The following is a 20,633-nucleotide window of genomic DNA, read 5'->3' on the forward strand; positions in this document are numbered from 1 at the left end:
CATGCAAACTATTAGCTGTTGATGACAATGGTGCCGGCGATCAGCAGCGCCGCGCCGATCAGTGTGCGTGCCGTCAGCACTTCGCCGAGAAAGACGCTGGCCAGCACCGGCACGAAGCAGAACGTCAGCGCCATGAAGGAATAGGCGAGCGTCAGCGGCACGCTGCGCAGCACGAAGATCCAGATGATCGTGCCGAGGCCATAAATGAAAAGCGCCGCAATCAGCGTCGGATTGAGGAACATCATCATCAGGCTGCGGGCGCCGGGCGCACCGACCTGAGCACTCGTCAGCTTGAAGAGCAACTGTCCGACCGCGATCAGGAGCGGCGTGCCGAGAAGCCCCGCCCAGATCAGCGGCGACTGCGACGCCCCGTTCACGCCGCCACCTTCGCCTGCTCGCCCCTCACCTCGCTGTAGAAGATGTCGCGGCCGATATCGACGCAGACATAATCAGCCGGCAGCGGATGCATCGCGCGCAGGAAGGAGTGCGTGTAGGGAAAGAAATTGAAGTGCGGATTGAAGCTGTAGCGATATTCGCGCTCGCGCGGCACGACGATGATGAGCCGGCGGCGCGCGATGCGGCGCAGCTCCGCAATCGCCTGGCGATAGTCCAGCACATGCTCGATCACATGGGTGCAGACCACCGTGTCGAACTCGCCATCCGCAAAGGGCAGATCCTCGATGCGCGCCGCGACATAGTCGATCCCGTCGAGCTGGGCGGCATCCTCCACCACGAAATCGACGCCCGTGAGGCGCTTGAGGCCCGGATTGCCAGCGCGGATATGGGTCAGCAGCGCGCCCGTGCCGCAGCCGACATCGCAGACGCTCTCCCCCTCGATGGCTCCGACGATGCGGTGGATGCAGGCATCGGAATTATCCGTACCGGCATGCACGCGCGGATGGTGACGATAGAGCGTCTCGTATTCCTCCGGCGTCAGCAGCGGCGCGCGCTCGCGAAACTTGGCGAGATGCACGATGTGCTCGCCCCATACGAGCTTGGCGAGCCCGCGGAACATGGCCGAATCGCGCAGGATCGGCGGCAGGACGTCCTCGATGACGAAGCGGATGCGGTTGGTGGTTTCGCGGTTCATCGGTTTGCTCCGGCCAGGGTGGCCGCTGCCGGCATTTCGCTCGGGGCGCGGGGAGTATCTGCGGCCGAACGGCCGTCCTGATGCACCGGCGCCGCCACCTGCGGCAGCGAGAGATAGTGGATGCGCAATTGCTCGGCGCGCGAGCGCGCCAGCGAATCGAGGATCAGCCCGACCGTTCCCATCAGGAAGGCGATCAGCATCAGGCTGACGGAAAGGACCCAGGTCGGCAGGCGCGGCACGAGGCCGGTGCGGAAATATTCGACCAGCACCGGCTCCATGAAAACGAGACTTGTCGCCATGAAAAGCAGGCCGAGCATGCCGAAGAAGGCGAAGGGCCGCGTCTCCTTCATGAGCAGCGCGAACATCCAGAGGATCTTCGCCCCATCCCGGAAGGTGGAGAGTTTGGAGGTGGACCCTTCCGGGCGCCGCCCATAGTCGAGCGCAAGTTCCGACACCGGCAGCTTGAGGCGCGAGGCATGCACGGACATTTCCGTCTCGATCTCGAAGCCGCCGGACAGTGCCGGGAAACTCTTGACGAAGCGGCGAGAGAAGACGCGGTAACCGGAAAAGATGTCGGTGAAATCGGCCCCGAAGGCATGGCGATAGAGCCGGTTGAACAGACGGTTGCCGAAGGCATGGCCATTGCGGCCGGCATCGGCCGTCACGCCGCGGCGGGTGCCCACCACCATGTCGGATCTTTCCGTCAGCAACGTCAGCACCAGTTGCGGCGCATCCTCAGGGCTGTAAGTGCCGTCGCCATCCGCCATGATGTAGATGTCGGCGTCGATATCGGCGAACATGCGCCGCACGACATTGCCCTTGCCCTGGCGCCGCTCGGTTCGCACGATGGCGCCGGCCAGCGCCGCCTTCAGCGCCGTGTCATCGGTGGAATTGTTGTCGTAGACATAGATGCGCGCCCGCGGCAGGGCCTGGCGAAAACCGCGCACGACATTGAGGATCGTCTTTTCCTCGTTGTAGCAGGGCAAAAGCACGGCAATGTCGAGATCGGCCAGCATGGAAACCTTCCTGGGTCGCGCAATCCTCCCGAGTGCCAATGCCTGTCGGATCGCCGGTTCCCGACCCTAGAGCGAACAGGGTTAATGCCGGGTTTCCGCAAGGCCGTGCGGCAAGCCTTTACCCTTCTTTTAAGGCCCTCAGGCTAGGTATGGGGAGCGCTGCATGCTCCGGGAAACCGGGGGGCATCCGCGCGCTCTTGCCCCGCCCGCGCCGCCTCAGCGGCGACCGCGCTACGGGGCCCCGCTCACGCAGGACGCCCACGCCGGATGATCGAACCCATGTCCACCGACGCCCTTGCCGACACCGTCCAGCGTAGGCCCGCGGCCTCAGGAGGCGTGTGGAAAGCCGTACTGATCGCGACAACCATCGTCATCGCCTTCCTGTTTGTCACCCACCTGAAGAATGCCACCGACTATATCGGTCCTGATAATGATGACGGCATGCGGCTGGTCGAAGTGCGCGACCTGGTCAACGGCCAGTCCTGGTTCGATACGACGCAATACCGCCTCGGCCTTGAGGGCGGAACGCTGATGCACTGGTCGCGCCTCGTCGACCTGCCGATGGCGACGATGATCCGCCTTTTCTCGACTGTGACGACGCCGGAGATAGCCGAGCGCCTGGCCGTGACGATATGGCCGCTCATCCTGATCATTCCGCTGTTTTACGGGATCGGCCGCGCAAGCCTCTGCCTCGGCGGACGACCAGGCATGATCGCCGGGCTGGTGCTGGCCTCCGTCATGGTGACAGCTGGCTATCGCTTTCGCCCGGGCGCCATCGATCACCACAATGTGCAGGTCAGCCTGATCGCCCTTGCCGTGGCGGGGCTGCTGGATCCGCTCCGCCGACCGGCGAGCTTAGCCCTGACGGGCGTTGCGGCGGGCCTTGCCATCGCCGTTGGCGTCGAGACGGTGCCACTGGTGGCGGCGATCTGCGTGGTCGCGGCCCTTCTGTGGTGCATTCTGGGGGATGGCGCCCGTCCCGGCGTCGTCGCCTTCGCGCTCACCTTGGCCGCCACCTTGTGCACCACCTTCGTGGCGACCATCGCACCCGCCGACTACGGCCGGGTCACCTGCGACAACTTCTCGCTCGGCTTCATGGCGCCCTCCCTCACCGGCGCCCTTAGCCTCGCCGCCGCCGCCCTTGTCCTGCGGTCGGCCAGACGACCGGTCCGCGTCGGGGCCCTTGCACTGGTGGCAGCCGGTGTGCTGGCTATCACGCTCAAGGTCGCGCCGCAGTGCCTTGCAAGCCCCTTTGCGACCATGGATCCGCTGCTGATCGAATTGTGGCTGAACGGGATCCAGGAAGCGCAGCCCTTCACCTCCGTCCTCGCCAACGAGCCGACAAACCTCGGCACCTTTTACGCGACGGGTACGCTCGCGCTCATCGTCTGCCTCTGGCGCATCGCGCTGAACGACCGCCGCGCGCAGTATCTCGTGCTGTTGCCGCTGCTTCTCACCGCCTATGGCGTGACCCTGTTCCAGATCCGCGGCACGCTCTTCCTCGATCTCTTGGCAATCATCACCCTCTCGGCCGCGATAGCCGATCTGAGGGCCCGCTCGCACGCCGAGCCCAAAAACATCGGCCGAAGCCTCGCCTTCGTCGGCATGACGCTGGCGAGCATCAGTCCGGTCTGGACCCTGCTCGCGCTCGTCATCCCCTCCGAGGTGAGAGATCAGCGCCTCACAGAACTGGAAAACACGTCCCTCGACAAACGGACGGCCTGCGGCAGTCCCCTCAGCGTTTCACAGCTTGCAACGCTTGCGCCGACCACGGTGCTCGCCCCCTCCGACATTGGTGTCAGCCTGCTGCGCTATACGCCGCATCGCGTGCTGACGGGTCCCTACCACCGCAATCAGGCGGGGATGCTGGCGGAGTTGCAGATTGGCATGGCACCGCCGCCCGAGGCGGCCACCCGGCTTGCCGCGCTCGGCGTCAGGCTCGTCGCCTTCTGCCCGCAGGAAACCCAGACATCCCTGCTGGCAAAGCGGGCGCCGGACGGGCTTTACGCCCATCTCGAGCGCGGCGACGTGCCGGCGTTCCTCACCCCGATTCCCCAGCCGGACGGTGCCAGCCTGAAGCTCTACCGCGTCACTCGCCCGTGAAGCACGGCGCAAGGCCTCGCGTCAGGCGGCTGGCATGCCCGGCCGGACAGCCGGGATCGCGCAGGCCTCGCCGCCGCCATTCAGCAGCCGCGAACGGGTGAGAAACCGGCGCTCGCGTCCATTGTCGAGCGAGAACATGCCGCCTCGCCCCGGCACCACGTCGAGGATGAGTTCGGTGTGCTTCCAAACCTCGAACTGCGAGGCCGAGATATAGACCGGCACGCCGTCGATCTCGCCGAGCTTCACATCGTGGTCGCCGACAATGTAATCGTCGGCCGGATAAAGCATGGGCGAGGAACCGTCGCAGCAGCCGCCCGACTGGTGAAACAGGACGTCCGGATGGTCCTGCCGGATCTCCGCCAGAAATGCCCGCGCCTCCGGCGTCGCGCTGACGCGCACCGTGTCCTCTGTCATGGAAGTCTCCTCCTTCAAAGCCGTTTCGGTCGGTCGCCTCGCCTCCCGCGAGCAACCCGCCAAACAGGAATGGGGGAGCGGCGCAGCGCCACTCCCCCGTCTCGTGCCGTCGGTGCGGGTTCCGGCTCAGAAGAAGCCCAGCGCCTTCGGCGAGTAGCTGACCAGCATGTTCTTGGTCTGCTGGTAGTGATCGAGCATCATCTTGTGCGTCTCGCGACCGATGCCCGACTGCTTGTAGCCACCGAAGGCCGCATGGGCCGGGTAGGCATGGTAGCAGTTGGTCCAGACGCGCCCGGCCTGGATGTTGCGGCCGAACTGGTAGCAGCGGTTCGCATCGCGGCTCCAGACGCCGGCACCGAGGCCGTAAAGCGTGTCGTTGGCGATTTCGAGCGCCTCGGCATCGTCCTTGAAGGTCGTGACCGATACCACCGGCCCGAAGATTTCCTCCTGGAAGATGCGCATCTTGTTGTGGCCTTCGAAGACCGTCGGCTTGACGTAGAAGCCACCGGAAAGGTCACCTTCAAGCTCGTTGCGCGCACCGCCGGTCAGCACCTTGGCGCCTTCCTGCTTGCCGATGTCGATATAGGCGAGGATCTTCTCGAGCTGTTCGGAGGAAGCCTGCGCCCCGATCATCGTGGCGACATCGAGCGGGTTGCCCTGCTTGATGGCTTCGACGCGCTTGATGGCGCGCTCCATGAAGCGGTCGTAGATCTTTTCATGCACCAGCGCGCGGCTCGGGCACGTGCAGACTTCGCCCTGGTTCAGCGCGAACATCGCGAAGCCTTCGAGCGCCTTGTCGAAATAGTCGTCGTCTTCGGCCATCACGTCGGCGAAGAAGATGTTCGGCGACTTGCCGCCCAGTTCCAGCGTCACCGGGATGAGGTTCTGCGACGCATACTGCATGATCAGGCGGCCGGTGGAGGTTTCACCGGTGAAGGCGATCTTGGCGATGCGCGGGTTGGAGGCGAGCGGCTTGCCGGCTTCCAGGCCGAAACCGTTGACGATGTTGAGAACACCCGGCGGCAGGAGATCGCCGACGAGCTCGGCAAAGACAAGGATCGAGGCCGGCGTCTGTTCGGCCGGCTTCAGCACCACGCAGTTGCCGGCAGCAAGCGCGGGCGCAAGCTTCCAGGCGGCCATCAGGATGGGGAAGTTCCACGGAATGATCTGGCCGACGACGCCGAGCGGCTCATGGAAATGGTAGGCGATCGTGTCGTGGTCGATCTCGCCGATCGAGCCTTCCTGGGCACGCACGCAGGAAGCGAAGTAGCGGAAGTGATCGATGGCGAGCGGAATGTCGGCGGCCATCGTCTCGCGCAGAGGCTTGCCGTTGTCCCAGGTCTCGGCCTTGGCGAGCAGTTCAAGATTGTCCTCCATGCGCTGCGCCATCTTCATGAGGATGTTGGCGCGTTCGGTGGTGGAGGTGCGGGCCCACTTGTCCTTGGCGGCGTGGGCGGCGTCGAGCGCGAGCTCGATGTCTTCGGCCTGCGAACGGGCAATCTGGCAAAGCACGCCGCCGGTCACCGGGGTGGTGTTGTCGAAATAGCGGCCGCCGACCGGCTCGCGCCATTCGCCGCCGATGAAGTTACCGTACTTCTGCTTGAAGGGGTTCTCGACGATCTTCTGATGCAACATGGCCATTCCTCCCGAATGTGTTGGCAAACTGTGAGGGCTCCTCCAGGGGCCGTCGGGAAGAAGGTGGGCTGCCTTGCGTCGCTTGACCAGCCCGTCGGCGTCGCGGACCTGTCACATCTGTCTCACATCTGCGACACAAAGAGGCAGAATGCCATGCTGCATTGCCGCAAAATCAGGCACTCAATCGAGCTGGAGACGACGCATCTTGCGGTAGAGCGTGGCGCGGCTGATGCCGAGCATCTCGGCCGCCTTGGAGACATTGCCGTCGGCGCGCGCGAGAACACGGCGAAGGGCGGAGCGCTCGGCATCCGGCAGTTCCGCCTCCTCGTCCACCCGGTCCCCGAGAAGATCGGCGGCAGGAACGCCCGCCGCAATCCGCTTGTCGTCGAGATCGAGCGCATGGCGTGCCGCCCTCGTCGCTCCGAGCACGAGGTCGTCCCGGTCGACGGCCAGAAGTGCCGGACCGGAACGCGCCGCCTGCGGCAGGAGCAGGATGCGGGCGCGGGAAAAGGCGCGGCGAAAGAGATTGGCCTCGATGCGGCCCGCCGCATCGCGCACGGCCTGCGACAGGATCGCCATGGACATGTCGGTCGCATCCTCCCGGCAGGTGGATACGTCGATCGCCGCGGCGATGCGCCCGAGGTGATCGCGCACCGGCGCGGTGGCGCAGGAAAGCCCGGTGTTCTGGGCCAGGAAATGCTGGTCGCGATGGATGATCACAGGGCGCTCGTCGGCCAGTGCCGTGCCGATGCCATTGGTGCCGGCGCTCGCCTCGCTCCAGACCGTCCCCGACCAAAGGCCGACGGATCGGAATTCCTTGTCGTCGCCGGTCGCGCCGCGCCGGTCGATGGCAACCCCCTGCCCGTCGGTCAGCAGCAAGCAGCAGCCCGAGCGCCCGACGATGGAGAACAGACGGTCGAGCTCGTCGGAGGCCTCCTCGATCAGCGGTGCCGCGCGTTCGCGGACGATCCGGAACTCCGCTTCTGAAAGCCGCTGTGGCCCCTTGGCCTCTTCCGGTGTCAGGTGATGAAGGCTCATGCAGCGCCGCCAGGAAGCGGCAATGGGCGAACTGGCCGCTGACGACTTTTCGGTCGCGACCTTGTACACACGTTCGCAATGATCGACGTGCTGGCTCATGTGGCGCTCCTCCCGGTGCGGCTTCCTCCAGACGCAACGTTATCGACCATGGTGGCAGCTTTCCGACCGGCCGTCCAGATCGCCCATGGTGGAAGGCGGGCCGCATCCGCGTTTTTCGCCGGCGCCAGTTGGCGAATGCCAATTGCGGCATCGCCAGGCATGATGGGGGCGGCAAGCCTTGCGTTCCCGGCATTTCTCCGCTAGAGACGCGCGTCCGCGTAGACACCCTTGGAGGCAACGCGGATGAGGCGACAAGCCTCGGCTTTCCCGGCTCAAGCCCGGAAAGCTCTCCATAACACTAGAAAGGTACTGCCATGAGCAAAGCTTCTTACGAGCTCAAGGCCGAGACGCGCGAACGGGTCGGTAAGGGGTCCTCCCGTGAACTTCGTCGCAACGGTCTTATTCCCGCTGTCATCTACGGTGACAAGCAGGCCCCCATTTCCATCGCGATCTCCACCAAGGACGTCACGCAGCGCATCCACGCTGGCGGCTTCATGACGACGGTTGCCGTCATCGACGTGAATGGCGAGAAGATCCGCGTCCTGCCGAAGGACTACCAGCTCGATCCGGTCCGCGACTTCACGATGCACGTCGACTTCCTGCGCGTGTCGAAGAACAGCACGGTCACCGTCGAAGTTCCGGTCCACTTCATCAATGAAGAGAAGGCACCGGGCATCAAGGAAGGTGGCGTTCTGAACGTCGTCCGCCACACGGTTGAGCTTCTCGTCGCTGCCGATGCCATCCCGGAATCCCTGACGGCCGACCTCGCCGGCCTGAAGATCGGCGACGGCATCCACATCTCCAACATCACGCTGCCGGCCGGTGCCGCGCCGACGATCACCGACCGTGATTTCACGATCGCCACGATCGCCGCTCCCGATGTTCTGGAAGACGAAGAAGCCGCTGCCGAAGAAGGCAGCGAAGGCTGATTTCAGCCACGCTATCTGCGGAACCATCAGACCCGTCCGGCTGCCCCAGCCGGGCGGGTTTTTGTTTGTCTCCAGCAGCAAGGTGCGTCGCTGCCGCATCCAGTGTCGGTTTTCAATAACATTTAAGCTTTTCGTGATGTCCTGCGGAGGGAATGGCCTTGATCTGGCCTGTTGTTCTGCGTCCCTGCGCTGTTGAGGCGGAAGATTTATGCACTCGGTCGAAAACCGCTTTCTTGCGATTGTCACGGGAACCGCCCTGCTGGTTGTGGTCCCCTTGCTCATCTTCTATTTCATGCTGACATCCGAGCGGGTGGTGCGCGAGCGCATGACGGCGGTCGACGTTCTCATGGGAACGGCAAGCGAATCGCTCGGCAAGCCGATGTGGGATCTCGACAGTCCGAGCGTGCGGCGGATCGCCAATTCGCTGCTGGTCAATGATGTCGTCACCGCCGTCGTCATCCGCGACACGTCCGGCACCATCAACATCAACGCCCGGGCAAGCGGCGGCAGCGACAAATCCAGCGGCGAAATCCGCACGACCAACATCAACTACCTCGACCGCGACGGATCGCATTACGTCGGCACGCTCAGCCTCACCATCGATCCCGGCGCCATGCATTCCGGCTTCCAGGAGGGCGAGGTCAGCATGCTCGCCATCCTGCTGCTGTCGGTCGGCGTGGTCTTTGCGGCGGCGATCATCGGCAACCGGCTGATCGTCATGCGCCCCCTGACGCGCCTGACCGCCGCCATCGAAGCCACCGACCAGCTCGGTTCGCGCCACCGCGTCGACTGGCACTCGCGCGACGAGATGGGCGCCCTTGCCGCAAGCTTCAACCGCATGCAGGACAAGCTGGAACGGGAAGAGCACGAACTGAAGCGCGCCCACGACCGCGCCGCCGAAATCTACAACGGCACGCCGGCCATGCTGTTCTCGCTCGACAGTCTCGATCGCATCACAGCCGTCAGCGATTACTGGCTGGCCGCGACCGGCTATCAGCGTGAAGAGGTGATCGGCCGTCCCTTCACCGAACTTCTCGATCCCGCCTCCCACGAGACTTACCGCGACCGCACCTCGGCCGAGAGCGGCGCGGACGCCTTCACCTGCGAGGTCACCCTGCCGCTGCGCAAGGCGGACGGCAGCTGGATGACGGTGCTGATCCTCGAAACCACCGAGCCGACCGGCGATACCGAGGCGAGCTCGCTCTCGGTGATGACCGATGTGACCGCGCTCAAGGCCGCCGAAAGCCGCAACCTGTCGCTGGCGATCACCGACCACCTGACCGGCCAGTTGAACCGCCAGGGCTTCGAAGCGGCGCTGGACGGCTCGATCCGCTCGGCGGACGAAACGGGCCAGCAACTCGCCTGCCTCTTCATCGACCTCGACCGCTTCAAGTGGATCAACGACAATCTCGGCCACGCCGCCGGCGATACGCTGCTGCGCAAGGTGGTGGCGCGATGCCGGGAGCATCTGCGCGGCAACGATATCATGGCGCGCCTCGGCGGCGATGAATTCGCCATCCTGATCTCGGCCATGAACGCCCAGACGATTTCAGTCGAGATCGGCGAGCGCATCTGCGCGGAACTGCGCGAGCCCTTCAACATCGCCGGCACCGACGTCTCGATCAGCGCCAGCATGGGCATGGCCGTCTACCCCGCCCAGGCCGATAGCGCCGCCGACCTGATCCTCAAGGCCGACATGGCGATGTATGACCGCAAGCGTGCCGGCAAGAACGGCCTGCGGGTCTTCGACAGCTCCATGTTCGACGACGCCCGCGAACGCCACGAAATCGAGCTCAGCATCGAAGCGGCCCTGCGCAACAACTGGCTTGAAACGCATCTGCAGCCGATCATCAGCCTGCGCAACGGGATGATCGTCGGCTTCGAAGCCCTGATGCGCATCAACCATCCCGATCGCGGACTCATCTCGCCCGCCAAGATCATTGCGATTGCCGAGGAAAACGGCTCGATCGGGCGCATCGGCGAACGCATCATGGAGCAGTCGATCGAGCATCTCGCACGCATTTCAACCCTTGAAGGCACCGATGGCACCTACGTCGCCATCAACTTCTCTCCGCTCCAGTTCGACATCAGCCTGCCGAGCCGGCTGGCGGCGCTGCTCCTCAAGCACCACATCGCTCCCAAGCGCGTGGTGATCGAGATCACCGAAGCCGTTTTGATGCTCGACAATCCCGATGTCCACGCCGTTCTCAGCCAGCTCAGCGAATTCGGCTGCCAGATCGCGCTCGACGATTTCGGCACGGGCTATTCCTCGCTGAGCTATCTCAGCCGCTTCCCGGTCGATATCGTCAAAGTGGACCAGTCCTTCACCCGCGCCCTGACCACCGGCAACAGCGATGCCCGTCGCAAGAGCCGCATGCTGATCAAGGGCATCCGCACCATCTCCCACCAGATGGGCTGCTCCGTCGTTGCCGAAGGAGTCGAGACGGGCGAACAGGCCGAACTGCTCGGCAAGCTCGGCATCGATTTCGGGCAGGGCTATCTCTTCAGCCGGCCGATGAACATCGACAAGACGATCGAGATGCTGGAAAGCGAATCGGAGGCCAAGGACAGCAGCCAGGAAGTGATGGCACTGCTGGAGAACAGCGCGTGAAGGCCCTCGCCGCCGCCCTCCTGCTTCTCGCAGCGCCCGGTTTTGCGGCCAAAGCCGAGGCCAGGGAAACCCTGACGTTTCTCACCGAGGATTACCGGCCCGTCTCCTTCGAGGAAGGCGGAGAAATCAAGGGCGTGGTCGTCGATCAGGCCCGCGAAATTGCTGCAAGTGCCGACGTCGATGTGTCGGTGCGGATGATGCCCTGGGCACGCGCCTACAAGCTTGCCCTCGTCAACAAGCAGACCTGCGTGCTTGGCGCTGCCCGCACGCCGCATCGCGACCGTCTCTTCAAATGGATCGAGCCCGTGGGCTACGGGACGACCAGCCTCGTGCGCCTGTCGGGCACGTCGGTCGTGCCGAAGATCATCGCAGAAGCCCGCGATCTCAGCGTTGGGGTGCAGCGCGGCGATGTGGTGGCGGAAGTGCTGGCGGCCGAAGGCTTCAGCCGCCTCGACATCTCCGCCGACTTCGACACCAGCCTGCGCAAACTGATGAGCGGCCGCGTCGCGCTGATCGGCCTTTCGGATAATCTTTTCGAGGCCTTGAAGGAAAAGTATCCACGCCTTGAGAAAGCCCTGCCGCTGACGACGATGCGCTATGGCATCGCCTGCAACAAGGCCGTCGATTCCGGAACCGTGGCACGCCTGAACGCGGCCCTTGCGAAGTTGATCGCGGCCGGCCGGCAGAACGAGATCTTCAACCACTACGGCATCGTTCTGTCGCGCTGACCGCATCGGACTTGACGTTTGCCACCTTCGCGATGCAAGTCTGGCAACGCCCTAAGGCGCCGATGCCGGCCGATCAGGCCAAAGAGCACCGCAGGGACTGAGGCGTGTGAGAAGAAGACCATGAAGATCATTGTAGGCCTCGGCAATCCCGGCCCCAAATATGCCGGCAACCGGCACAATATCGGCTTCATGGCCGTCGACGCGCTGCACCGGCGCCATGCGTTCGGCCCCTGGACCCGCAAGTTCAAGGCGGAGATTTCGGAAGGCGAACTGGCCGGCGAAAAGGTTCTGCTGCTCAAGCCGCAGACCTTCATGAACCTGTCGGGCGAAGCCGTCGGGGAGGCCGTGCGCTTCTACAAGCTCGCGCCGGGCGACATCATCGCCATCTATGACGAACTCGACCTTGCGCCCGGACGCGCCCGGCTGAAGACCGGCGGCGGCCATGGCGGACACAACGGCATCAAATCGCTCGACGCCCATTGCGGCAAGGACTACCGGCGCCTGCGCCTCGGCATCGGCCATCCCGGCGCGAAGGAACTGGTCAACAATCACGTTCTCGGCGATTTCGCCAAGGCCGACGCTGTCTGGCTGGAGCCTCTGCTCGACGCGCTCGCCGACAATGCCGAGATGCTGGTGAGGGCCGAGGATTCGCAGCTTCTCAACAAGCTGGCGCTGGCGACCGGCGCCCCGGCCGAGCCAGACGCGCCGGCGCGTCCGAAACCGCCAGCGCCACCGTCGGCACCCAAGCCGGCCGGCAAATCGCATATCCGGCAGGCAAGGCCGGATGTCCCGAAAATGCTGCCGACCACCGGCCCCATGGCCGACATGCTGAAACGGATGTTTGCAAAGAAGGACGGCGACTGAGACACCCGGGCGCGAAAGCCGCACCCTACTCCTCCGGCTCTGCCTTCAGCATCAGCGGAAAGCCGGCCTCCTTGGCGAGGTCCATCGCTTCCGCCACCTTGGTTTCGGCAATGTCCTTGGCGCAGACCACGACGACGGCCGAACCGAGCTTGTGGGCCGTCATCATCACCCGATAACCCGCCTCGTTCGACATGCGGAACACGACCTTCAGCACCACCGTGACGAATTCGCGCGGCGTGTAATCGTCATTATAGAGAATGACCTTGTAGAGCCGGGGACGGTCCAGCTTCGGTTTGGTCACGGTTTTCGGCTTGAGGGCGATGTCCTTGTCGCTCATGTCGGATGGCTCATCCTTGCGTCATCCCTTCCGGTCACATGCCACACGCGGCCGGAATGGCAGATGTCAGCTACCCCTCTGATATGGGCCATCGAAGTGCTGCGGGCAAGAAGGCGCACACGCCGCGCCCCTTCGCGAAAGACCCGCAAGGCTTGACCCGCCCGGCCGTTTCGACCATAGCGGGCCCAACCATTTCTTCAGGATCAAGAGGCCTCCCCCATGGGTTTCAAATGCGGTATCGTCGGCCTGCCCAATGTCGGCAAGTCGACCCTTTTCAACGCACTGACCAAGACGGCCGCCGCCCAGGCCGCCAACTACCCCTTCTGCACCATCGAGCCGAACACCGGCGAAGTGGCCGTGCCGGATGCGCGCATGCCCAAGCTCGCCGCCATCGCGGGCTCCAAGGAAATCATCCCGACCCGCATCTCCTTCGTCGATATCGCCGGCCTCGTGCGCGGCGCCTCGAAGGGTGAAGGCCTCGGCAACAAGTTCCTCGCCAATATCCGCGAAGTCGATGCCATCGTGCATGTGCTGCGCTGCTTCGAGGACACCGACATCACCCATGTCGAAGGGCGCATCGACCCCGTCGGCGACGCCGAAACCATCGAGACCGAGTTGATGCTCGCCGACCTCGAAAGCCTCGAGCGCCGCGTCGAACAGACCCGCAAGCGCGCCGCCAGCAAGGACAAGGAAAGCCTTGCCAACCTGCCGGTCATGGAAGCCGTCATCAAGCTCCTCACCGAAGGCAAGCCGGCTCGCCTGCTGCTGAAGACGCTTGCCGCCGAGGACATCGACATCCTCAAGGGCCTCAACCTCCTGACCTCTCATCCGGTGCTTTACGTCTGCAACGTCGCCGAAGGGGACGCGGCCACCGGCAACAAGCACACCGAAGCCGTCGCCGCCATGGCGGCGAGCCAGGGCGCCGAATGCGTGATCATCTCGGCCGCCATCGAATCCGAAGTCGCGCAGCTGCCGGAAGAGGAAGCGGCCGAATTCCTCTCGGCGCTCGGCCTTGAGGAAGCCGGTCTCGACCGCCTGATCCGCGCCGGCTACCACCTGCTCGACCTCATCACCTATTTCACCGTCGGCCCTAAGGAATGCCGTGCCTGGACGATCGTGCGCGGCACCAAGGCGCCCGCCGCCGCCGGCGTCATCCACTCCGATTTCGAACGCGGCTTCATCCGCGCCTTCACGATCGGCTATGACGACTACATCGCCTACAAGGGCGAGGTCGGCGCCAAGGAAGCCGGCAAAGGCCGTGACGAAGGCAAGGAATATGTCGTTGCTGATGGCGACGTCATCCACTTCCGCTTCAACACCTGAACAAGCGTCGGGCCGCACGGGAAAATTGCCGGTGGAGATCGGCATGCGCCGCTTGAATGCGCGGCGCGCCCTGCCATTCTTCCGGAAAATGACGGCAGCTTGAACAAGGGCCGCCTGACAGAGGGGAAACGGAAATGAGCGCCACGCTCATGTTCGAGGATTTCACGCCCGGCCGGCGCTTTGACTATGCGCCGCACGCCGTGACGGCTGACCAGATCGTCGCCTTCGCCATGGAGTTCGACCCGCAGCCGATGCATCTCGACGAAGAGGCCGGTCGCCGCTCGATTCTCGGCGGCCTCTCCGCCTCCGGCTGGCACACCTGCGCCATGGTCATGCGCATGATGTGCGACAGCTTCGTCGGCCGCTCCAGCTCGCAGGGCTCGCCCGGCATCGACACCATGCAGTGGCGCCGCCCGGTCCTCGCCGGCGACACGCTCTCCGGCTACAGCCATGTGCTGGAAGCGCGGCTGCTGCGCTCGCGCCCCGGCATCGGCATCGTCCGCTTCCGCAACACCGTGCTCAACCAGCATGGCGAGACGGTCGCCATTTCCGAAGGCCCGATCCTGTTCCGCAGCCAGGCCAAACCACAGGTGCACGAATGAGCGTCGAGGATATTTTCCCGCGCGGCGTGAAGGTAACGCTCGGTTCCCTCACCTATAGCGACGCCGATATCATGCGCTTTGCCAGCGCCTTCGATCCGCAGATCTTCCACCTCGATGCGGAAAAAGCGCAGGCGTCTCTCTTCGGTGGCCTTTGCGCCTCCGGCTGGCACACGACGGCCGGCTGGATGAAATGCTTCGTCCGCTTCTGCCAGGACGAAAGCCGGCGCCTCGCCGCCGAGGGCCGCGCCGTCCCCCGCCTTGGCCCCTCGCCCGGCTTTCGGGACCTGAAGTGGCTGAAGCCGGTTTACGCCGGCGACACGATCACCTTCTACCTCACCGCGCTCGACCCCGCCCCCCAAACCCGCCCCGACCGCCGCATCGCCTGCGGCATCGGCAGCGGCGAGAACCAGAACGGCGAAGAGGTGATGCGCTTCGAAAACCGGGTGATCGAGTTCGTGTGAGGGGTGAACGTCGAGGGTTGGGCGAGATTACCCCGATACCCCCCTCTGTCCTGCCGGACATCTCCCCCACAAGGGGGGAGATCAGATGGAGGCTCAGCCCCGCCTCCGAACAAGCGCTACGGAAGATATACGGGCTTTTCTCTGATGGCGTGCAAACGCCCGCCGGCCAATCTCCCCCCTTGTGGGGGAGATGTCACGAAGTGACAGAGGGGGGTGTTCCCGGCACATGCAAATGCCCGTGAGACCCATGGCCTCGCAAGTCTTCAATGCCCCGGAAACGCAATCAGCGTGCGCACATTGACGCCGAGCGCCTCGAGCTTGGCGCGCCCGCCAAGGTCCGGCAGGTCGATGACGAAGCAGGCGGCGACGATGTCTGCGCCCATCTGCTGCAAGAGCTTGACCGCCCCCTCGGCGGTACCGCCCGTGGCGATGAGGTCGTCGACGAGGATGACCTTTTCGCCCGGCACGATGGCGTCGCGGTGCATCTCCATCTCGTCGACGCCATATTCCAGGCTATAGGCGATGCGCACCGTATCATGCGGCAGCTTGCCCTTCTTGCGGATCGGCACGAAGCCGGCCGAGAGCTGGTGCGCCATGGCACCGCCCAAGATGAAGCCGCGTGCCTCCACGCCGGCGATCTTGTCGATCTTCGTGCCGGCATAAGGGTGCACCAACTCGTCCACGGCACGGCGGAAGGCTCTGGGATTGCCGAGAAGCGTGGTGATGTCGCGAAACAGGATGCCCGGCTTTGGATAGTCGGTAATCGTGCGGATCGCGGCGATCAGCTCGGCTTCGAGGGAAGAAGACGTCATGGGAACGCGGTGCCTCTGTTGCTCTGTCTCGGGACGGTCGGCCGCAAGCCATAGCACCGCTCCTCTGCTTTGCCCAACGCCTTTGTGTCCGCACGGGAACCTTTGACGCCCCATCCGTGTTCGACCGTTACGGTCGCAAGAGGAGCGGCCCGGCTCCGGTCCCGCAGGGAGGCGGGCGGCGCCGTGTCTCAACGTCAAGGAGGATGAAATGCGTCTTTTCGAATGCGGAACCCTCGTGCCCGGCTGCAACTGGCACACACGCGCCGACAGCGAAGCGGAAGTCGTGCGCCGCGCCGTCGAGCACATTCGCGCCGCCCATAACGAGCCGATGATTCGCGAGACGATGGTCGAGGCGATCAAGGCACGCGTGCGCGAGGAGCAGAAGGTGGCGTGAGTTTCCTTCCGGCCGCGTGTCATGCACACGGAAAGGCCTGAGAGCGGAAGGGTGATCATCGAGCAACGCGCTCCATCACGCTGATCGTCCGGAGGGGCTTCACCCAACCTCCGTCATCCTCGGCCGCAGAGCCGAGGATCCAGGCTTAGGTCGTCGAGGGCGGCATGGGTCCTCGGGTCGAGCCCGAGGACGACGGCGAGAATGGGTGTGCCACCTTAAACAGCTACTCGCTTCATCGCCCCGCAGCCGGCTCCGCCTGCCCCTCACCCCTTATCCCCGGCCTCTACCACGGCCGGCAACCGCGCCAGCAGCGCCGCGCGGTCGAGATGGAAATTGCCGTCCACCCAGATCCGCTCCAGTTCGCCAAGAGCCCGTCCGACGGCGGGGCCAGCCGCCACGCCAGTCTTCAACAGATCAGCCCCACTGAGCGGAAACTGCGGCTTCGACCAGCGCTCGGCACGCCTCAGATGCTCCAGGAGCCGGGCCGTTTCCGCCATTTTCTCCGTCTCGACCTCCGCCTTGGCGCGGGCAACGGCGAGCGCAAGCTTCAACCGGTCCACGATGCCCTCGCGGCCTTTCCGGTAGAGCAGCCTGTCGAGCGCCGTGCCCGCCATGTCGGGCTTGACCATCGGCGCCGCGGCAAAGGCCTGCAAGCGCCCGGCCTCGGCGCGCGACAGGCGCAGCCGCTCGGCAAGGCCGGCAAGCCGCTCCGCATCCGGCGGCACGATGGCCATCAGCCGAAGCATCGCATCCGGCGCCCAGCCATAGGCGGCCTCCGCTGCAATCAGGCCCGGAATGGCGTCGATGCCCCATTTTTCGGTCTCGGGCAGGATAACGGTCAACACACCGGAGGTTCGCATCCAAAGAAGCGCCCGGCCGGGATCCCTGGCACCCAGCAGCTTCTTCATCTCCGCCCAGATGCGCTCGGCCGAAAGCCGCGACAGCTCATCCTTCGCCCGCGCTGCGGCCCGCAGCCCCTCGGCATCCGGCCGACTGCTGCCATACTGGGCAAAGAAGCGGAAGAAGCGCAGCACGCGCAGATAATCCTCGGCCACGCGCTGGTGGGCATCGCCAATGAAACGGACGGTGCGGCTTGCGATATCGGCGAGACCGCCGACGAGGTCGATGACCCGCCCCTCGCGATCGGCATAAAGCGCGTTCATGGTCAGGTCCCGGCGCTCTGCATCCACCTGCCAGTCCGTCCCGAAGGCGACCTCCGCATGGCGCCCGTCGGTGGCGACATCACGGCGCAGCGTCGTCACCTCGAAGCCGCGACCGTTGAGAACCAGCGTCACCGTGCCGTGGGCAATCCCCGTCGGCACCACCTTGATGCCATCGGCGGCGGCCCGTTCGCTGACCGCCTGAGGTACCAGCGTCGTCGCCAGATCCACATCGGCGACCGGCACGCCCATCAGGCTGTTGCGCACCGCGCCGCCCACCACACGCGTTTCCCCGCCATCGCCATTGAGGAGCGAGAGGATGCGCGTCAGGGCCGCATCGCGAAACCAGGCCTCCCGGGCAACAGAAGGCGCCGTATCAGCGGTCATGCGTAAAGCCTTTCATAGAGCGTGCGAACAATGCCCGCCGTGATACCCCAGATGTTCCGCTCGCCATAGGGCATGCGATAGTAGTGTCGCTCGCGCCCCTGCCAGACGCTGCTGCCGACGATATGATTGTCGGGGTTCATCAAAAACGAAAGCGGCACCTCGAAGACGGCATCCACCTCGTCCGGATTGGGCACGATGGAAAAGCCGCGCCGGACGACGGCAAGCACCGGCGTGATACGGAAGCCGGACATGGCCATGTAGTAAGGCAGCCGCCCGACCGTTTCCACGAAGCTGCGGTGAAGGCCGATCTCTTCCTCCGTTTCGCGCAGCGCCGCAACCTCGGGCGTCCGGTCCTCTGCATCCATGCCGCCGCCGGGAAAGGCGATCTGGCCAGAATGCTTGCGCAGCTTGGCGGTACGCTGCGTGAAGATGACCTTTGCGCCATCGGCATCATCGATGACGGGCACCAGCACCGCCGCATCCTTCAGCGTGAGGCCCTCCAGCATGGGGATTACGCCGGGATTGAGAAGGATGTCGCCATGCTCGCGCCAGGCCTCTTCGACAGGGGCGGCGCCATGCGCCACCGCCCGGCGGCGAAAATCGGTGGCGGAAAAGGGCATGGTGCTCATTGGGAGAGGCGATCGAGCTCGGCAGCCGGCATGACGGGGAAAACGACGCCGCCCGAGCGCAGGCAGAACATCTTGATACCCTCGACCTCCAGCCGCTCGCCAAGCGCCACGAGATCATACATGACGGCCCGCGACACCAGCGCCTCCAGTCGCCCGCGCACATGCAAATAGGGCTTCAGTTCGCCATCGTTGCCGCCGGTCTCGAAACGCAGGCCATGCTCCGGCCCGGCCGCAACGACATCGCCAACATTGGTGCGGAAGGTCAGCACCTGCGCTGCCCCCTCACCCTCTACGCTCATTTCCACGGCAAGGAAGGGCGCATCGACGACGCGGATGCCGACTTTTTCGACGGGCGTGACGAGGTAGGTCTTGCCGTCCTCATCCTTGCGCAGCACGGTGGAAAAGAGCCGCACCAACGGCTGCCGGCCGATCGGCGTTCCCAGATAGAACCAGGTGCCGTCGGCGCGGATTTCCATGTCGATATCGCCGCAGAAGGGCGGGTTCCAGCGCTCCACCGGCGGCAGGCCTCGGCCTTCGCCACCGGCATCGCCCTGCGCCCGCGCAATCATCGCGGCAAGCCCGGATGCATCCGCACTCGCCGCAATCCCGGTCGCGCCCCTCGTCTGTGTGCGTGTCATTCCGCCGTCCTCTGCCATCGTTCCGTCCCGTTTGGTCCTATTCTTGCGCTTGCTTGAAGACTTTGCGTGGATGACGCGCTTCGTCACGAGATAGTGCGGCGCGGCCGGCTTGTCAGCCGATCAGCCGGGCTTAAATTGAATTTATCGGTCGGCACGGGTCTTGCCTCGATTCGGAAAAGGCCGTCGCCGGCATGGCCAGAGCCGCAAGATGACCAGAGCCTCAAGGGAGTGCATGGATGAGCATGATGAAGACCGCCAGCCCCGCGCTCGATGACAAGGCGATCATCGCCGCCGCCGAAAGCGCGCTGGAAGAGATCGCCGCCATCCGCGCCGAAGTCGGCAAGGTCATTTTCGGCCAGGAAACGGTGGTTGAGCAGGTGCTGCTTGCCGTTCTCTCCGGCGGCCATGCCCTGCTCGTCGGCGTGCCCGGCCTTGCCAAGACCAAGCTCGTCACCACGCTCGGCTCCGTGCTTGGCCTCAATGCGAGCCGCATCCAGTTCACGCCCGACCTGATGCCCTCCGACATTCTCGGCGCCGAAGTCATGGACCAGGACGAGAGCGGCCGCCGCTCCTTCCGCTTCGTGCCCGGCCCGATCTTCACCCAGCTCCTGATGGCCGATGAAATCAACCGCGCCAGCCCGCGCACCCAGTCGGCCCTGCTGCAGGCCATGCAGGAATATCACGTCACCGTCGCCGGCCAGCGCAACGACCTGCCGGCGCCCTTCCACGTGCTCGCCACCCAGAACCCGCTGGAGCAGGAAGGCACCTATCCCCTGCCGGAAGCCCAGCTCGACCGCTTCCTGCTGGAGGTGGACGTGCACTATCCCGAATACGAGGCCGAACGCCGCATTCTGCTCGAAACCACCGGCGTTGCGGAATCGGGCGCCCGCGCGGTCATCGATGCCGAGCGTCTCTCGGCCATCCAGCAGTTGGTGCGCCAGATGCCGGTGCCGGATACGGTGGTGGACATGATCCTCAAGCTCGTCAGGTCCGCCCGCCCCGGCAATGGCCACGGGCTGACCGACAAGACGGTGGCCTGGGGGCCCGGCCCACGCGCCGGCCAGGCCTTGATGCTCTGCGCCCGCGCCCGCGCCCTTTATGACGGGCGTCTCGCGCCCTCGATCGACGATGTCTTCGCGCTCGCTGAACCCGTGCTGCAGCATCGCATGGCGCTGAACTTCTCGGCCCGCGCCGAGGGCATGGGCGTGCGCGACGTCATCGCCACGCTCGTGAAGGACGCGCGCGGCTAAGGCCGCCGGTCGTTCGCGGCTCGCATGAGGCGGGTCGCGGCCGGCATGTTTGAGAGCAATTCCCGCAGACGTGTGAAGTGGTTCTGCGTCCGGAATTGTGGAAATGCTCGAGG

General features: G+C 64.8%; 21 protein-coding genes. 10 read left to right on the forward strand and 11 right to left on the reverse strand.

Translation table 11 applies throughout. From position 1 onward, the window contains the following. Positions 1-11 precede the first annotated feature (11 nt). Genes F3H41_RS06440 through F3H41_RS06450 form a run of 3 tightly spaced genes read right to left on the reverse strand, consistent with a single transcriptional unit; the run spans position 12 to position 2,106 of the window. Positions 12-377 carry a transporter gene (locus F3H41_RS06440; protein WP_149737748.1) on the reverse strand — a complete coding sequence of 122 codons (366 nt, stop codon included), beginning with the start codon at positions 375-377 and terminating at the stop codon, positions 12-14. After that, entirely contained in the window at positions 374-1,090 is a 717-nt protein-coding gene (locus F3H41_RS06445; RefSeq protein WP_149737749.1) for a class I SAM-dependent methyltransferase, read from the reverse strand. The genes F3H41_RS06440 and F3H41_RS06445 overlap by 4 nt, the downstream gene beginning before the upstream one ends. Continuing rightward, positions 1,087-2,106, reverse strand: coding sequence for a glycosyltransferase (locus F3H41_RS06450; RefSeq protein WP_149737750.1), 1,020 nt, complete (start codon positions 2,104-2,106; stop codon positions 1,087-1,089). Before F3H41_RS06450 ends, F3H41_RS06445 begins: the two co-directional genes overlap by 4 nt. A gap of 267 nt (positions 2,107-2,373) precedes the next feature. Between F3H41_RS06450 and F3H41_RS06455 the strand changes: the two genes are divergently transcribed. Further along, the gene (locus tag F3H41_RS06455; RefSeq protein WP_149737751.1) at positions 2,374-4,209 is read left to right on the forward strand and encodes a hypothetical protein; all 1,836 of its coding nucleotides are present in this window, start codon (positions 2,374-2,376) and stop codon (positions 4,207-4,209) included. Between the two features lie 21 nt (positions 4,210-4,230). On the opposite strand, the gene F3H41_RS06460 is transcribed toward F3H41_RS06455, so the two are convergent. The 3 genes from F3H41_RS06460 to F3H41_RS06470 form a co-directional block, all read right to left on the reverse strand. Further along, positions 4,231-4,623 (reverse strand): DUF779 domain-containing protein, encoded by a 393-nt coding sequence (locus F3H41_RS06460; protein ID WP_149737752.1) that lies wholly within the window; start codon positions 4,621-4,623, stop codon positions 4,231-4,233. 126 nt (positions 4,624-4,749) lie between these two features. Further along, positions 4,750-6,258 (reverse strand): aldehyde dehydrogenase, encoded by a 1,509-nt coding sequence (adh, locus tag F3H41_RS06465; RefSeq protein WP_149737753.1) that lies wholly within the window; start codon positions 6,256-6,258, stop codon positions 4,750-4,752. Positions 6,259-6,438: 180 nt separating this feature from the next. After that, positions 6,439-7,395 carry a helix-turn-helix domain-containing protein gene (locus F3H41_RS06470; RefSeq protein ID WP_149737754.1) on the reverse strand — a complete coding sequence of 319 codons (957 nt, stop codon included), beginning with the start codon at positions 7,393-7,395 and terminating at the stop codon, positions 6,439-6,441. 314 nt (positions 7,396-7,709) lie between these two features. Between F3H41_RS06470 and F3H41_RS06475 the strand changes: the two genes are divergently transcribed. The 4 genes from F3H41_RS06475 to pth all read left to right on the forward strand — a co-directional run bounded on the left by F3H41_RS06475 (position 7,710) and on the right by pth (position 12,527). Then, positions 7,710-8,324: a 50S ribosomal protein L25/general stress protein Ctc gene (locus F3H41_RS06475; RefSeq protein ID WP_149737755.1), complete on the forward strand. Its 615-nt coding sequence runs from the start codon at positions 7,710-7,712 to the stop codon at positions 8,322-8,324. Between the two features lie 208 nt (positions 8,325-8,532). Continuing rightward, a complete protein-coding gene (locus F3H41_RS06480) occupies positions 8,533-10,935 on the forward strand; it encodes an EAL domain-containing protein (protein ID WP_149737756.1) in 2,403 nt (800 codons plus the stop codon). Further along, positions 10,932-11,663, forward strand: a complete 732-nt coding sequence (locus F3H41_RS06485; protein WP_188129356.1) for a transporter substrate-binding domain-containing protein — start codon at positions 10,932-10,934, stop codon at positions 11,661-11,663. Before F3H41_RS06480 ends, F3H41_RS06485 begins: the two co-directional genes overlap by 4 nt. Positions 11,664-11,783: 120 nt before the next feature. Then, a complete protein-coding gene (gene pth, locus F3H41_RS06490) occupies positions 11,784-12,527 on the forward strand; it encodes an aminoacyl-tRNA hydrolase (protein WP_149737758.1) in 744 nt (247 codons plus the stop codon). 25 nt (positions 12,528-12,552) lie between these two features. Here the strand turns inward: pth and clpS are convergent, their stop codons facing one another. After that, on the reverse strand, positions 12,553-12,864 hold the full coding sequence (gene clpS, locus F3H41_RS06495) for an ATP-dependent Clp protease adapter ClpS (protein WP_149737759.1): 312 nt from the start codon (positions 12,862-12,864) through the stop codon (positions 12,553-12,555). A 219-nt stretch (positions 12,865-13,083) separates the two neighbouring features. On the opposite strand from clpS, the gene ychF reads away from it, so the two are divergent. The 3 genes from ychF (at position 13,084) to F3H41_RS06510 (ending at position 15,250) form a co-directional block, all read left to right on the forward strand. Beyond that, positions 13,084-14,187 carry a redox-regulated ATPase YchF gene (gene ychF, locus F3H41_RS06500; protein WP_149737760.1) on the forward strand — a complete coding sequence of 368 codons (1,104 nt, stop codon included), beginning with the start codon at positions 13,084-13,086 and terminating at the stop codon, positions 14,185-14,187. 134 nt (positions 14,188-14,321) lie between these two features. Next, the gene (locus F3H41_RS06505) at positions 14,322-14,789 is read left to right on the forward strand and encodes a MaoC family dehydratase (RefSeq protein ID WP_149737761.1); all 468 of its coding nucleotides are present in this window, start codon (positions 14,322-14,324) and stop codon (positions 14,787-14,789) included. Further along, positions 14,786-15,250 (forward strand): MaoC/PaaZ C-terminal domain-containing protein, encoded by a 465-nt coding sequence (locus F3H41_RS06510; protein WP_149737762.1) that lies wholly within the window; start codon positions 14,786-14,788, stop codon positions 15,248-15,250. The genes F3H41_RS06505 and F3H41_RS06510 overlap by 4 nt, the downstream gene beginning before the upstream one ends. Before the next feature lie 263 nt (positions 15,251-15,513). Here F3H41_RS06510 and F3H41_RS06520 read toward each other — a convergent pair whose 3' ends face one another. Further along, positions 15,514-16,062, reverse strand: coding sequence for an adenine phosphoribosyltransferase (locus F3H41_RS06520; RefSeq protein ID WP_149737764.1), 549 nt, complete (start codon positions 16,060-16,062; stop codon positions 15,514-15,516). Between the two features lie 208 nt (positions 16,063-16,270). On the opposite strand from F3H41_RS06520, the gene F3H41_RS06525 reads away from it, so the two are divergent. Next, positions 16,271-16,456, forward strand: coding sequence for a DUF1059 domain-containing protein (locus tag F3H41_RS06525; protein WP_149737765.1), 186 nt, complete (start codon positions 16,271-16,273; stop codon positions 16,454-16,456). A 263-nt stretch (positions 16,457-16,719) separates the two neighbouring features. On the opposite strand, the gene F3H41_RS06530 is transcribed toward F3H41_RS06525, so the two are convergent. Genes F3H41_RS06530 through F3H41_RS06540 form a run of 3 tightly spaced genes read right to left on the reverse strand, consistent with a single transcriptional unit; the run spans position 16,720 to position 19,270 of the window. Next, entirely contained in the window at positions 16,720-18,003 is a 1,284-nt protein-coding gene (locus F3H41_RS06530) for a CCA tRNA nucleotidyltransferase (protein ID WP_149737766.1), read from the reverse strand. Further along, on the reverse strand, positions 18,000-18,632 hold the full coding sequence (locus tag F3H41_RS06535; RefSeq protein WP_149737767.1) for a CoA pyrophosphatase: 633 nt from the start codon (positions 18,630-18,632) through the stop codon (positions 18,000-18,002). The genes F3H41_RS06530 and F3H41_RS06535 overlap by 4 nt, the downstream gene beginning before the upstream one ends. Continuing rightward, on the reverse strand, positions 18,629-19,270 hold the full coding sequence (locus F3H41_RS06540) for a DUF1285 domain-containing protein (protein ID WP_149737768.1): 642 nt from the start codon (positions 19,268-19,270) through the stop codon (positions 18,629-18,631). The genes F3H41_RS06535 and F3H41_RS06540 overlap by 4 nt, the downstream gene beginning before the upstream one ends. Positions 19,271-19,506: 236 nt before the next feature. On the opposite strand from F3H41_RS06540, the gene F3H41_RS06545 reads away from it, so the two are divergent. Further along, a complete protein-coding gene (locus F3H41_RS06545; protein ID WP_149737769.1) occupies positions 19,507-20,520 on the forward strand; it encodes a MoxR family ATPase in 1,014 nt (337 codons plus the stop codon). Positions 20,521-20,633: the final 113 nt, after the last annotated feature.

The organism is Rhizobium sp. RU20A, assembly GCF_900155885.1.
In the GTDB taxonomy this organism is placed as follows: Bacteria; Pseudomonadota; Alphaproteobacteria; order Rhizobiales; family Rhizobiaceae; genus RU20A.

Coding starts and splice junctions, on each gene's coding strand:
- F3H41_RS06460 (WP_149737752.1), bottom strand. CDS start 4,623: ATGACAGAGGACACGGTGCGCGTCAGCGCGACGCCGGAGGCGCGGGCA.
- F3H41_RS06450 (WP_149737750.1), bottom strand. CDS start 2,106: ATGCTGGCCGATCTCGACATTGCCGTGCTTTTGCCCTGCTACAACGAG.
- clpS (WP_149737759.1), bottom strand. CDS start 12,864: ATGAGCGACAAGGACATCGCCCTCAAGCCGAAAACCGTGACCAAACCG.
- ychF (WP_149737760.1), top strand. CDS start 13,084: ATGGGTTTCAAATGCGGTATCGTCGGCCTGCCCAATGTCGGCAAGTCG.
- F3H41_RS06475 (WP_149737755.1), top strand. CDS start 7,710: ATGAGCAAAGCTTCTTACGAGCTCAAGGCCGAGACGCGCGAACGGGTC.
- F3H41_RS06545 (WP_149737769.1), top strand. CDS start 19,507: ATGAGCATGATGAAGACCGCCAGCCCCGCGCTCGATGACAAGGCGATC.
- F3H41_RS06525 (WP_149737765.1), top strand. CDS start 16,271: ATGCGTCTTTTCGAATGCGGAACCCTCGTGCCCGGCTGCAACTGGCAC.
- F3H41_RS06470 (WP_149737754.1), bottom strand. CDS start 7,395: ATGAGCCAGCACGTCGATCATTGCGAACGTGTGTACAAGGTCGCGACC.
- F3H41_RS06480 (WP_149737756.1), top strand. CDS start 8,533: ATGCACTCGGTCGAAAACCGCTTTCTTGCGATTGTCACGGGAACCGCC.
- F3H41_RS06530 (WP_149737766.1), bottom strand. CDS start 18,003: ATGACCGCTGATACGGCGCCTTCTGTTGCCCGGGAGGCCTGGTTTCGC.
- adh (WP_149737753.1), bottom strand. CDS start 6,258: ATGTTGCATCAGAAGATCGTCGAGAACCCCTTCAAGCAGAAGTACGGT.
- F3H41_RS06520 (WP_149737764.1), bottom strand. CDS start 16,062: ATGACGTCTTCTTCCCTCGAAGCCGAGCTGATCGCCGCGATCCGCACG.
- F3H41_RS06445 (WP_149737749.1), bottom strand. CDS start 1,090: ATGAACCGCGAAACCACCAACCGCATCCGCTTCGTCATCGAGGACGTC.
- F3H41_RS06540 (WP_149737768.1), bottom strand. CDS start 19,270: ATGACACGCACACAGACGAGGGGCGCGACCGGGATTGCGGCGAGTGCG.
- F3H41_RS06535 (WP_149737767.1), bottom strand. CDS start 18,632: ATGAGCACCATGCCCTTTTCCGCCACCGATTTTCGCCGCCGGGCGGTG.
- pth (WP_149737758.1), top strand. CDS start 11,784: ATGAAGATCATTGTAGGCCTCGGCAATCCCGGCCCCAAATATGCCGGC.
- F3H41_RS06510 (WP_149737762.1), top strand. CDS start 14,786: ATGAGCGTCGAGGATATTTTCCCGCGCGGCGTGAAGGTAACGCTCGGT.
- F3H41_RS06505 (WP_149737761.1), top strand. CDS start 14,322: ATGAGCGCCACGCTCATGTTCGAGGATTTCACGCCCGGCCGGCGCTTT.
- F3H41_RS06455 (WP_149737751.1), top strand. CDS start 2,374: ATGATCGAACCCATGTCCACCGACGCCCTTGCCGACACCGTCCAGCGT.